This window comes from Pseudoalteromonas sp. SWXJZ94C, assembly GCF_015864385.1.
Classification (GTDB): Bacteria; Pseudomonadota; Gammaproteobacteria; order Enterobacterales; family Alteromonadaceae; genus Pseudoalteromonas.
This window is the reverse complement of record NZ_JADYXF010000008.1, coordinates 77,119-90,088: the sequence shown is the minus strand read 5'-3', so window position 1 is coordinate 90,088 and position 12,970 is coordinate 77,119. Positions and strand designations below refer to the sequence as shown.

Annotated in this window: 9 protein-coding genes; 8 read left to right on the top strand and 1 reads right to left on the bottom strand. The window is 39.2% G+C overall.

Annotated features, from left to right (window positions below; translation table 11 throughout):
• Nucleotides 1-247 precede the first annotated feature (247 nt).
• The 5 genes from I6F65_RS05155 (at nucleotide 248) to I6F65_RS05135 (ending at nucleotide 7,557) form a co-directional block, all read left to right on the top strand.
• Nucleotides 248-1,837, top strand: coding sequence for an ABC-F family ATPase (locus tag I6F65_RS05155; protein ID WP_076917068.1), 1,590 nt, complete (start codon nucleotides 248-250; stop codon nucleotides 1,835-1,837).
• Between the two features lie 151 nt (nucleotides 1,838-1,988).
• A complete protein-coding gene (gene purE, locus I6F65_RS05150) occupies nucleotides 1,989-2,471 on the top strand; it encodes a 5-(carboxyamino)imidazole ribonucleotide mutase (protein WP_197111814.1) in 483 nt (160 codons plus the stop codon).
• A 2-nt stretch (nucleotides 2,472-2,473) separates the two neighbouring features.
• Entirely contained in the window at nucleotides 2,474-3,622 is a 1,149-nt protein-coding gene (locus I6F65_RS05145) for a 5-(carboxyamino)imidazole ribonucleotide synthase (RefSeq protein ID WP_197111812.1), read from the top strand.
• 125 nt (nucleotides 3,623-3,747) lie between these two features.
• Nucleotides 3,748-4,914, top strand: coding sequence for an endonuclease/exonuclease/phosphatase family protein (locus I6F65_RS05140; RefSeq protein WP_197111810.1), 1,167 nt, complete (start codon nucleotides 3,748-3,750; stop codon nucleotides 4,912-4,914).
• 135 nt (nucleotides 4,915-5,049) lie between these two features.
• Nucleotides 5,050-7,557, top strand: a complete 2,508-nt coding sequence (locus tag I6F65_RS05135) for a prolyl oligopeptidase family serine peptidase (RefSeq protein WP_197111808.1) — start codon at nucleotides 5,050-5,052, stop codon at nucleotides 7,555-7,557.
• Nucleotides 7,558-7,645: 88 nt separating this feature from the next.
• Here the strand turns inward: I6F65_RS05135 and rrtA are convergent, their stop codons facing one another.
• Nucleotides 7,646-8,269 carry a rhombosortase gene (gene rrtA, locus I6F65_RS05130; RefSeq protein ID WP_231613112.1) on the bottom strand — a complete coding sequence of 208 codons (624 nt, stop codon included), beginning with the start codon at nucleotides 8,267-8,269 and terminating at the stop codon, nucleotides 7,646-7,648.
• A gap of 64 nt (nucleotides 8,270-8,333) precedes the next feature.
• Here rrtA and ggt point away from each other — a divergent pair, with 64 nt between their 5' ends.
• The 3 genes from ggt (at nucleotide 8,334) to I6F65_RS05115 (ending at nucleotide 12,966) form a co-directional block, all read left to right on the top strand.
• Nucleotides 8,334-10,106, top strand: coding sequence for a gamma-glutamyltransferase (gene ggt, locus I6F65_RS05125; protein ID WP_024612525.1), 1,773 nt, complete (start codon nucleotides 8,334-8,336; stop codon nucleotides 10,104-10,106).
• Between the two features lie 286 nt (nucleotides 10,107-10,392).
• Nucleotides 10,393-12,087 (top strand): NAD-dependent malic enzyme, encoded by a 1,695-nt coding sequence (locus I6F65_RS05120; protein ID WP_024612526.1) that lies wholly within the window; start codon nucleotides 10,393-10,395, stop codon nucleotides 12,085-12,087.
• 153 nt (nucleotides 12,088-12,240) lie between these two features.
• Nucleotides 12,241-12,966: an SIMPL domain-containing protein gene (locus I6F65_RS05115; RefSeq protein ID WP_166114225.1), complete on the top strand. Its 726-nt coding sequence runs from the start codon at nucleotides 12,241-12,243 to the stop codon at nucleotides 12,964-12,966.
• Nucleotides 12,967-12,970: the final 4 nt, after the last annotated feature.

The following is a 12,970-nucleotide window of genomic DNA, read 5'->3' as shown; positions in this document are numbered from 1 at the left end:
TATTAATTGAAATAATTGAAATAATTGATAGAAGGTTACTTTAAGCCCAAATTTAATTCTTACTAAAATAAGCCACCAGCATTCCTATAAACTTTATTTATTACTGTACATTTAAATAAGGCTAGTACGCATTAAAAATGCACTGTAATGCCTGTGTTTGAAAATAATCTTTGATAGAAAAAAGGCCTGATTTGGTATAAACTGCGCGCAATTTAAATACATCCTTACACCCTCGGAGGGTAGCGCTATTATTAGTACAGCTAATGTCACCATGCAATTTGGTGCTAAACCATTATTTGAAAATATCTCAGCAAAATTTGGCGACGGAAACCGTTACGGTTTAATCGGTGCAAATGGTTGTGGTAAATCAACATTTATGAAAATTTTAAGTGGTGAGCTTGAAGCGTCTTCAGGTAATGTAAGTACTGATCCAAATGAACGCGTTGCTAAATTAAACCAAGACCAGTTTGCATACGAAGAATACTCAGTAATTGACACTGTGATCATGGGTCACAAGCAATTATGGGAAATTAAACAAGAGCGCGACCGTATTTATTCTTTACCAGAAATGAGTGAAGAAGACGGCATGAAAGTAGCCGATCTTGAAACTGAATTTGCCGAAATGGATGGTTACTCTGCTGAATCTAAAGCAGGCGAGCTTTTATTAGGCGTAGGTATTGGCACAGACCAACACTTTGGTCCAATGTCTGAAATAGCACCTGGTTTTAAACTGCGTGTGCTACTTGCTCAAGTATTGTTCTCAGACCCAGACATTATGCTACTGGATGAGCCTACCAATAACTTGGATATTTATACTATTAAGTGGTTAGAAGACGTGTTGAACCAACGCGACTGCACCATGATCATCATCTCGCATGACCGTCACTTTTTAAACTCTGTGTGTACACACATGGCCGACATTGACTACGGCGAGCTACGTATTTACTCAGGTAACTACGACGAATACATGTTTGCAGCAACGCAAGCCCGTGAGCAGTTATTAAGTGAAAACGCGAAGAAGAAAAACCAAATTGCTGAGCTTCAACAGTTTGTTTCGCGTTTCTCTGCTAACGCATCTAAAGCTAAGCAAGCAACATCGCGTGCTAAGCGTATTGATAAAATTCAGTTAGATGAAGTTAAAGCGTCATCACGTCAAACGCCGTTTATTCGTTTCGATCAAGAAAAACAGTTATTCCGCAACGCACTTGAAATGAATAATCTAACGCAAGGTTTTGACGATACAACTTTATTCTCAGGCCTTGAAGGTTTAGTAGAAGTTGGCGAACGTATTGCTATTATTGGTGAAAATGGTGTTGGTAAAACAACATTACTTAATACTTTAGCAGGGCGCTTGGCGCCTAAAGCCGGTGAGTTTAAGTTTTCTGAAAACGCGAACATTGGTTATTACGCGCAAGATCACGCTGACGAATTTGCAACCGACATGAACTTGTTTCAGTGGATGGAGCAATGGCAACAAGAAGGCGACGACGAGCAAGTAGTTCGTAGCTTTTTAGGTCGTATGTTGTTTTCGCAAAACGATATTAAAAAGTCAGTTAAAGTAATATCTGGTGGTGAGCAAGGTCGTATGCTGTTTGGTAAAATTATGATGCATAAACCAAACATATTACTTATGGATGAGCCAACCAACCACATGGATATGGAATCTATTGAAGCGCTTAACTTAGCACTTGAAGCCTACGAAGGGACATTGATGTTTGTATCGCACGATCGTCAATTTGTATCCTCTGTTGCTACTCGTATTTGGGAAGTTAAAGACGGTGAAATAATCGACTTTAGAGGCAACTACGCAGAATACTTAGCGAGTAAAGAAGCTTAATAACCTATTTACCCGTTAACTCTAAAAAGCCATGTTTAAACATGGTTTTTTTTGTTTTTGTGAGTCGCAATTAAACTTGGTTTGGGTATAATACCCGCCTAAAACCGGACATAAGTCCGCTATTTTGAAAATACATTACTGAGGAATATTTATGACTGTTGGCATTATTATGGGTTCTAAATCAGATTGGCCAACCATGGAACACGCAGCACTTATGCTAGAACACTTTGGCATTAAGTACGAAACTAAAGTTGTGTCTGCACACCGAACTCCTCAATTACTTGCTGATTACGCAAGTTCAGCCGCAGAACGCGGCATTAAAGTTATCATTGCGGGTGCTGGCGGCGCAGCGCATTTACCAGGTATGGCGGCTGCATTTACTTCGCTTCCTGTACTGGGTGTTCCAGTAAAATCAAAAGCATTAAACGGTGTTGATTCGTTACTGTCTATTTGCCAAATGCCAAAAGGCGTTGCAGTAGGCACATTAGCAATTGGCGAGCCCGGTGCTGCAAATGCAGGTTTATTAGCTGCGCAAATTTTAGGATGTCAAAATCCAGAAATTTTTGCAAAAATTGAAGCGTTTCGTAAACAACAAACCGAGACTATTTTAGCTAATCCAAATCCTGCAGAGTAATAATGAATATTCTAATTTTAGGTGCTGGTCAATTAGCTCGAATGATGAGCCTTGCCGGTGCACCACTTAATTTAAATGTGGTTGCTTACGATGTAGGCAGCAAAAAAATCATGCACCCGTTAACTGGTGAGGTTTATACAACCACACTAGAGCAGGCTATTATAGACGCTGACGCAATTACAGCAGAATTTGAACACATTCCTGATGATGTATTAACACTTTGTTGTAATAGCAATAAGTTTTACCCAGGAAAAGCGGCGATTAAAACTGGCGGCGACCGTGCTCTTGAAAAAGCATTACTTGATAAAACCGACGTAGCGTGTGCGCCGTATCAATTAATTACTGAAAAAGCACATCTAGAACAAGCTGTTAAAAGTTTAGGTAAGCCATTAGTCATTAAAACCTGCCAAGCGGGTTATGATGGTAAAGGTCAATGGCGTTTAAAATCTGACTTAGAAATAGATAAAATTTGGTCAGAAATGGCAGACTTTATTGCCTCTGGCACAGAGCAAGCACCGCACACTATTATTGCAGAAAAAATGATCCCATTTGATCGCGAAGTCTCCATTATTGGCGCACGCGATATACACGGTAACGTTGCTATATACCCATTAACAGAAAATGAGCACACAGATGGTGTGCTAACGTTTTCTATTGCAGGTAAAAATAATCATAGCGTGCAAACTCAAGCCACTACTGCATTTACAAAGTTAGCGAATGAACTTAATTATGTAGGCGTGCTAGCTATTGAGTTTTTTGACGTACAAGGCACGTTGCTTGTTAACGAAATTGCTCCACGTGTTCATAACTCTGGTCATTGGACGCAGCAGGGATGTCATTGTTCGCAGTTTGAAAACCACATGCGCGCTGTTGCCGGCTTACCTTTGGGTAACACTGAGCTTAAACAAATCACCGCGATGATAAATGTTCTTGGTCAACCAAGCATTCCAGCTGACGTTCTAAAGTTTGCAGATGTTACTAGCCATTGGTATGGTAAAGCACCAAAGCCTGGGCGTAAGATGGGTCATATAAACGTATCGGCAGATAGTATGAACGACTTGGCTGATAAAGTTGGAGAGCTCACAGAATATTTACCTGAGGAACAATACCCAGGTCTTTTAAAAGCGGCTGCAAACCTAATTTTACATTAAACAATTAATTCTTTGTTTTACTAAATGCCGAGCTTGCTCGGCATTTTTTTTGATTAAATAAAGCGCTTGGTTATCAAGTTTGTGAAATAATAAAGTTGTCTACAATTTTACAGTGAAATTATTTAATGAAACTTAAAGCAATTTATAGCGCAATACTTGTTGCGGCTTCTTTCAGTATAAGTGCATTTGCATCAGACTCTCTTCGTGTTGCTACATTTAATGTCAGCATGGATGCAACAAATCACACACCTAAAGGCGAGCAAGTTAAAAGCGATGCCTTAGTTAACGCACTTAAATCAAATAACCAACAAATTAAAAATATTGCTGAAATAATTCAACGTGTTCGTCCTGATATTATTTTACTTAATGAGTTTGATTTTGTACCTAAAGAGCAAGGTGTAGAGTACTTTAATAAGCACTATTTAAATGTAAGTCAGCAAAAGCAAGATGCTATAAATTATCCTTATTTTTATATAGCGCCTGTTAACACCGGTTTAGCAACAGAATTTGATTTAGATAACGATGGTAAAAAAAATAGCGTAATGGGCGATGCACAAGGTTTTGGCTTTTTTGAAGGGCATTACGGCATGGCCGTGCTTTCTAAATTCCCAATTGATTTTGATAAAATAAGAACGTTGCAAACCTTCAAATACAAAGACATGCCTAACGCGCAAATGCCATTAATGCCTAAAACAGGTGAAAACTGGTATAACGAGCAAGAGTGGCAAGCACTGAGACTGAGCTCTAAGTCGTTTTGGGATTTACCTGTTACTGTAAACAACAAGACCATACATGTACTTGCATCGCACCCAACGCCACCGGTGTTTGATGGTGAAGAAAATCGTAATGGTAAACGTAATCATGACGAAGTAAGGCTAATTGCCGATTATGTAGCAAATGCTAATTATATTTACGATGACCAAGGTAAAAAAGGGGGGCTAAAAGCCGATTCTCGCTTTGTTATTTTAGGCGATTTAAATGCAGCTCCCGAGGGCGACAAAGCACGTACTAATACAACCGATCAAATACTTAAAAATCCACTCATTAACGCCAGCTTTACTCCAAAAAGTACAGGCGCTAAAGAGCAATATAGCAGTGTACCTTATGGGCAAAACTACAGTGCAAATTGGCAGGCTCGAGTAGATTACGTACTACCGTCAAACTATGGATTAAAAATTAAAAACGGCGGTGTGTTTTGGCCAAGTAAAACAAGCGATGAGCATCGTTTAATTGAAGATAGAAACGCTTCAAGCGATCATCGACTGGTTTGGCTTGATTTAATAGTTGAATAAGCATAACCAAACGGCTGTAAAGCGCTATTAAACTGAGCTTTACCTTGTTTAATAGCTATTTATCTTAAAAAATTGCAATAACTTGAGTGCTTCTGCTTAAATACGGTCTAATTATAATAATTGTATAGAAGCACTATGATTTTTAATTTTTCTTCATCTAAAACGTTAGTGGCATTAGCTGTTGCCTCAAGTGTGATGCTTGCAGGTTGTGCTGCTACAGCAAATACTTCTTCTCCAACACAGCAAAGTGCTTTACCAGCAACTAATGTTGCTGCGGTTGTAAACACGCCAGCAGATACTGGCTCGCAAAATATAACACTAGAGCAAGCAATGGCCGATCCTGATTGGATGGGTAATCAACCAGAGCGTGCTTACTGGGCGAGCGATTCGGCTACTATTATTTATGCTCAAAAAGAGCAAGGTAATACACTACGCGATTTATTTAGCCAATCAGTTACCAGCCAAACAGCAGAGCAAGTAGCACTTAATAAACTTCATACTGTGGGCTCAAATAAAGCCGTTTATTCAAAAAATAAAACAATGGCTGCCTATACGTTTAAGGGCAATGTATTTGTTAAAAACCTAAAAACCGGTGAACTTAAACAAATTACAGCGACATCAGCGAGTGAGTCTAAACCACAATTTTTAAATAATGGCGATTTAGTTTACCGTCAAGGTAATGTATTTTTTAAAGTTGATTTAAAAACAGGTTTAACTACTGAGCTTGCTAACTTAAAACTTGCTGATGAGCCAAAAGGTATTGAAGAACCAAGCACTTATATTGCTAAAGAGCAGCATAAACTTATTAAATTTGTGGCGCTACAACAAAAAAACAAAAAAGATAAGCAAGCACGCAGTGAGCAAATTAATGAGCAAAACGATTCAATTGCTAACACCGCTTACTATTTAGGTGACGGTAATAAAGTTGCAGAGGCACAGCTTTCACCAAATGGCGATGCGTTATTAGTCGTTGTACAAAAGCAAAGTGATTGGCGTGGTGAGGGCGATATTATGCCAAATTACATTACTGATGATGCAACCATTGAGCCTAAAAAAGCACGCCGTCGTGTTGCAGATGCTAAAGAAGAAACATCGCAGCTTGTGTACATCAATTTAACTAGCAAAGAGCAAACATCACTTAGTTTTGATACTTTACCGGGCTTTGATGAAGATGTTTTAGCCGCAGTTAAAAAAGAAAACTACGCACGGATAGGCAAAACATATAAGTCTAAAAAGGCGCCTCGTGGCATTAACCTTATTATGGACTGGGGTTTTGAGCAAAGCCCAATAGTATGGAACGATGAGGGCTCACAAGTAGTTGTCATGCTTGAAGCGTGGGACAACAAAGACCGTTGGCTTGCGAACGTTGATTTTAAAAACAACAAACTTGTGTCGCAACATCGCCTGTATGACGATGCATGGATTGCTTACGCATTTAACGACTTTGGTTGGTTACACAACTCAAACACGCTTTATTACCTATCGGAAGAGTCAGGTTACAGCCAGCTTTATAAAAAGCCCGTAAATGGTAAAGCAACCGCGCTAACACAAGGTCAATTTGAAGTTTCTAACTTAACGCTTACCAGCGACGACAGCGCAATTTACTATAAAGCGAATGTTGAGCACCCAGGTCTGTACGAAATTTATCGTGTAAACCCGCAAACAGGTAATAGCGAGCAAGTAACTGATTTAAATGGTATGACCGATTACACGTTAAGCCCAGATGAAACCAAGTTACTCCTTAAGCACTCAACAATTACAATGCCTAATGAGCTTTATGTAGCAGATGCTAAAGCGAATACAAAAGCAACGCGATTAACGCACACTGTCTCGGATGAGTTTTTAGCTAAAAAACTAACTGCCCCTAAAATTGTTGCCGTGCCATCGAGCCATACAGATCAACCAATATATGCAAAAGTATATTACCCAGCAGATTACGTAGAGGGTGAAGTAGGCAAAAACCGCAAAGCGGTTATTTTTAATCACGGCGCGGGTTACTTACAAAACTCACACATGGGGTTTTCGGTTTATTTTCGTGAATTTATGTTTCATTCATTACTTGCAGATGAAGGTTACATAGTGATGGATATGGATTACCGCGCATCTAAAGGTTACGGACGTGATTGGCGTACCGCAATTTATCGTCAAATGGGGACTCCTGAAACACAAGATTTAGCCGATGGCGTTAAATGGATGGCACAAAATGCCAACGTTGATACCAAAGCAGTCGGTACTTATGGCGGCTCATACGGCGGCTTTATGACCTTTATGGCATTGTTTACTGCGCCTGAGTTATTTCAATCGGGTGCTGCACTTAGACCTGTTACCGATTGGGCACATTACAATACAGGTTACACGGCTAATATATTAAACCACCCTGACGTTGACCCAATTGCATATGAGCGCAGCTCACCAATTTATTACGCAGAGGGCTTAAACAAACGTTTATTAATTAATTCACCAATGGTTGACGATAATGTGTTTTTTCAAGATTCAGTACGTTTAGTGCAGCGTTTAATTGAGCTTGAAAAACAAAACTTTGAAACAGCTATATTCCCTGTTGAACCACATGGCTTTGTTCAGCCTTCAAGCTGGTTAGACGAATATCGTCGTATTTATAAGTTATTTAAAGAAACACTTTAATTCTTAATTCTTAATTCTTAAAGTATAAAAACAAACACGCCGCGTTAGTTAAATAAACTAACGCGGCGTTTTTTGGATTGAACAAAAATTACACTTTGCCTTTCTTTTTTAAGTATTCAACAACCAGCGGTATGGCTAATAAAGTGCCGCCAATTACGCCAATTAAATGCGCATCAATAGCGACAGTAGAGTTAATAAGTTTGCCTATATCAGCATTAGGGCCACTAAATTGCTCAAACGCTATTTTAATCCATACACCAATAAATAATAAATAACCCGATTTAAGCCCTACGGTTATGTCTTTAACAGCGCCCCAAATCAGCACGCCATGAAGCAATGCGCTTAAACCAGTATAAATATGGATACTTGGACAAAACCAGTACACACCTAAACCACACCAAAGTGCCAACGTACATATATTAAATGCATAGCGAGTAGGGGATGTATATTCACCATGTAGTAACCAAATTAATAAAACACCGCTGGCATTTAAACCTAAATGAGCCCAATTAGCATGTACAAACTGGCTGGTAAATATTCTCCATAGCTCGCCTTGATTAACTAAAGGTCGGTTAAATTCAAGTAAATTATTTAAATCAAATGCAGCAAAAATGGTACTAAAAAGCAGCAAAGTTATAGGCGGTAATAAATAACGTGGTTGTAGTGGTAAATTAAACATTTTATTGTAATTTTTTAGTATAAATTTTTGCATATTGTGCCCGTTTAACTTTAAGATGCCAATTACCTCATCGTAATTAAGTGTTTTTAGTATTTTTATGCATTTTAAACTTAACTCATTATTTGCCATTAGCCTGTGCGCGGTAACATTGCCTTCTTTTGCACAGCAAACAATTGAAACTCGCGAACCAGAAGCAGCAACAGGTCTTATTCATAAACAAGTTGTGACTGGTGATAAGTATATGGTTGCAGCAGCAAACCCATATGCTTCTCAAGCTGGGCAACGTATTTTAGCTCAAGGCGGTAGCGCAGTTGATGCTGCTATTGCTACTCAACTAGTGCTTACCTTAGTTGAACCGCAATCGTCGGGAATTGGTGGTGGTACATTTATGATGTATTACAACAAAGCAAACAATAAGCTAACAAGTTTTGATGGTCGTGAAACTGCACCTGCAGATGCAGATGAAACCTTGTTTTTAGATAAACATGGTAAAGCAGTAAAATGGATTGAAGCTGTTGTTGGCGGACGCTCTGTTGGCGTACCAGGTATTTTACATGCTTTTGCTAGTGCACATAAACAATACGGCACCTTACCGTGGAGTGAATTATTTACACCCGCAATAGAACTTGCTGAGCAGGGTTTTGTGGTGTCGCCTCGTTTACACGGCCTATTAGCGCGCCAACTAAATCCGGGTGTAATGAGCATGCCGGTAATTAACGAATATTTTTACCCTAATGGAAAATTAATTGAAGCGGGCACGGTTAAAAAAAACCAGCCACTTGCTGATTTATACAAAGACATTGCAAAACAGGGTATTGATGCGTTTTATAAAGGCGATAACGCTAAACAAATGGTTAATGCTGTTCAAAACTCTAAAATTGCACCTGGTAAGTTAAGCGTACAAGACTTAGCTGATTACAAAAGTAAAGAACGAGACGCTGTATGTATTGAATACCGTGCTTATAACGTATGTTCAATGGCACCACCAAGCAGTGGCGGTGTAGCGGTACTGCAAATGCTAGGCTTGCTTGAGCATAAAGATATGGCTGCCCTTAAACCAAATGGCGAAAAAGCAATTCATTACTTTAGCCAAGCATCGCGTATTGCATTTGCTGATCGTGACGTATACATGGGCGACCCCGACTTTACGCAAGTACCAACAAAAGAGTTACTAAACAAAGACTATATTGCATCACGCGCTAAATTAATTACCGAAACAGACCAAAAAGCCGTAGCCGGTAATCCAGTCGGGTATTTAAGTTATGCAATGGATGATTCTTATGAGTTGCCGTCAACGTCGCACGTATCGATTGTAGATAGTAAAGGTAACGCAGTGTCGATGACCAGCTCTATTGAAATGGCATTTGGCTCTACAGTTATGGTTAACGGGTTTATTTTAAATAACCAATTAACTGATTTTTCGCTTTCTCCACGCATTAACGGCAAACTTGTTGCTAACCGTGTAGAAGCCGGTAAGCGCCCGCGTAGCTCTATGTCACCCGTAATGGTATTTAATAAAGATGGCAGCTTACGTTTAGTTGTAGGCTCACCAGGTGGTAGTCGCATTATTGATTACGTAGCACAAGTGGTGGTTGGGGTTATTGATTGGAATTTATCAGCGCAAGATGCGATTAACTTACCTCGTACAACAAATCGTAACGATTACACCAGTCTTGAAAAAGGCACAGCGCTTGAAGCGATTGCACCTGCATTAACTAAACGTGGGCATAATGTGCGCGTTATCGATTTAAACTCAGGCTTACATGCTGTTGAAGTGAAAAACAACAAACTGTATGGCGGTGCCGACCCTCGTCGCGAAGGTGTTGCGTTGTCTGATTTAACGAAGAAAAACGCCACTATCAAATTTTAAATTATATAAATACCCAAGCCATCTAAAGAGAGTTTAGACGTTATTTATGCTGCTTTTTTGATTTTAGTAATAGGGTGACTATTATTTACAATCAATGGGTTGCATAAATAACGTTTAATTCCAACTGAAACTCGCATCTTAAGGCAGCTTGGGTATAATACAAGAACGAGTAAAGCTCGTATTTGTATATTCTCATTGGTCTGACAAGTTTCATATTCATTGCAATTAAACCTTTAACAATGATAATGGCAGATCATAACTTAAGACTTCGTTAAAGCCTGGAAATATGACAACAAATACTGATCCAAATTATCTTTACATACACCATTCTGGCCCTGGCCTAATTGAAACTCCGCTATTAAATAAAGGCAGTGCCTTTAGCAAAAAAGAACGCGAAAATTTCAATCTTGCTGGTTTACTTCCTCCTCGCTTTGAAACGATTGAAGAGCAAGTTGAACGTTGTTACCAGCAGTACTCAAGCTTTACTGACAACCTTAACAAGCATATTTACTTACGTGCGATTCAAGATAATAACGAAACACTTTACTACCGTTTAGTGCGCGATCATCTTGAAGAAATGATGCCAATTATTTATACCCCAACAGTGGGTGATGCCTGTGAAAAATTCTCAGATATCTACCGCAGTGCACGCGGTTTATTTATTTCGTACGACGATCGTTACCAAATTGACGATATTTTACGTAACGCTACAAAAGGCAAAGTAAAAGTTATTGTTGTAACTGATGGCGAGCGTATTTTAGGTCTTGGCGATCAAGGCATTGGCGGTATGGGTATCCCAATTGGTAAATTATCACTTTACACTGCGTGTGGTGGTATAAGCCCAGCATATACATTACCTGTAATGCTTGATGTAGGTACTAATAACGAAAAACTTTTAAACGATCCTATGTACATGGGTGCGCGTCATAAGCGTATTGCTCAAGACGAATACGATGAGTTTTTAGATTTATTTATTAAAGCAGTTAAACGCCGTTGGCCTAGTGTGTTACTTCAGTTTGAAGATTTTGCACAACCAAATGCAATGCCATTGCTTAAGCGTTACCGCAATGAAATATGTAGCTTTAACGATGACATTCAAGGTACTGCAGCTGTAACTGTTGGCTCTTTACTTGCCGCATGTCGTGTTAAAAATTCAACGCTAAGCCAGCAAAAAGTAGTTTTTGTTGGTGCAGGTTCTGCTGGTTGTGGTATTGCTGAGCAAATTATTAGCCAAATGGTTTTTGAAGGCATTACTGAAGCTCAAGCGCGTAGCCAAGTATTTATGGTTGACCGTTTTGGATTACTTTCTGAGGGAATGGAAGGCTTACGTGATTTCCAACAAGCATTAGCTCAACCGCAAGATAACTTAAGCGAATGGACTTACAGCGGTGAATACGCGTCATTACTTGATGTTATGCACTGTGCAGAGCCAGACATTCTAATTGGTGTATCTGGTCAACCGGGTTTATTTACAGAACAAGTAATACGCGCAATGCATGCTGGTTGTGAGCAGCCTGTAATTTTCCCATTAAGTAATCCGTCTAAGCAGGTAGAAGCGCTTCCTGAAGATGTAATTAAATGGACCGACGGTAAAGCACTTGTTGCAACCGGTAGCCCATTTGATCCGGTTGAATATAACGGTGAAATTTTCCCAATTCCACAATGTAACAATAGCTATATTTTTCCTGGTATTGGTTTGGGTGTTATTGCGGCTAAAGCAACCCGTATTACGGATGCAATGCTAAGTGTGTCTAGCGAAATGCTTGCTGAGTCTTCACCGCGTGCAAACACAGGTAAAGGTAGTTTATTACCAGCGCTTACTGAAATTGAAACGCTAAGTAAGCGAATTGCCTTTGCAGTTGCTAAAAAAGCAATTGAAGAGGGCGTTGCCCTTGAGATTTGTGATGACGCGCTATGGGCTGCAATCGATAGAAATTACTGGTTACCAAAATACCGTAATTACAAACGTTGTAGTGTTTAATTACGGTTATACGTAATTTAAAGTAAATGGCGTAATAGCATTAGTTACAACGCTTAACAAAAAACAGGCAATTGCCTGTTTTTTTGTGCTTGTTCATATTTAATTAACCACGTAAGGTCTTTAATAGCATTTACAAAATTAAAGGATCGACTTATGAAAACACTGACTCTCGTTTTAGGTAGTGCACTGGCTTTAAACGTTCTTAGCTTTGATACACTCGCTGCTGCAACTCCCGACGCCCCTCATATTTATGTTAAAGGCGAAGCCACACTCACAACAATGCCAGATTACGTACAACTTAGCGTTGGAATTACAGAAGTTGATAAAGATTTAATTGCGGCTAAAAATAAAACCGATTTAACTATCGCTAAAGCAATTAAACTCGTAAAAGAAATTGGTGTTTTGGAGAATGATATAAACGCGGGGCAAATTTCAATAAATCGAGATAGCCAATATAACCGCACTACCGGTAATCAAGAGTTTAACGGCTTTAAGGTTTCTCGCACGCTAACTGTAAAACTCAGCGATATAAATAAATACCCAGAGCTACTACAAAGCTTAGTTAACAACGGTATTAACGAAATTAATCAAACGCATTTTTTAGCAAGTAACTACAACGAGCTGCATAAAAAAGCGCAAAAGTTAGCAATTAAAGATGCACGTGACGCAGCAAAAGAGTTTAGTGAAGATTATGGCGTTGACTTAAAAGGATTGTACAGCGCGTCACTAAGCCCACTTAACGTGCAATCACAGCCTTATATGCGCGCAGAAAAAGTAATGATGGCTGATAGCGCACCAAGTAACTATGTACCTGATGCCTATTATGCAGGAGAGATTAAAGTAACAGCTTCAAGCTATGCTGTTTACTATATAGATTAAAACT

Coding starts and splice junctions, on each gene's coding strand:
- purE (WP_197111814.1), top strand. CDS start 1,989: ATGACTGTTGGCATTATTATGGGTTCTAAATCAGATTGGCCAACCATG.
- I6F65_RS05145 (WP_197111812.1), top strand. CDS start 2,474: ATGAATATTCTAATTTTAGGTGCTGGTCAATTAGCTCGAATGATGAGC.
- I6F65_RS05140 (WP_197111810.1), top strand. CDS start 3,748: ATGAAACTTAAAGCAATTTATAGCGCAATACTTGTTGCGGCTTCTTTC.
- I6F65_RS05135 (WP_197111808.1), top strand. CDS start 5,050: ATGATTTTTAATTTTTCTTCATCTAAAACGTTAGTGGCATTAGCTGTT.
- rrtA (WP_231613112.1), bottom strand. CDS start 8,269: ATGCAAAAATTTATACTAAAAAATTACAATAAAATGTTTAATTTACCA.
- ggt (WP_024612525.1), top strand. CDS start 8,334: ATGCATTTTAAACTTAACTCATTATTTGCCATTAGCCTGTGCGCGGTA.
- I6F65_RS05120 (WP_024612526.1), top strand. CDS start 10,393: ATGACAACAAATACTGATCCAAATTATCTTTACATACACCATTCTGGC.
- I6F65_RS05115 (WP_166114225.1), top strand. CDS start 12,241: ATGAAAACACTGACTCTCGTTTTAGGTAGTGCACTGGCTTTAAACGTT.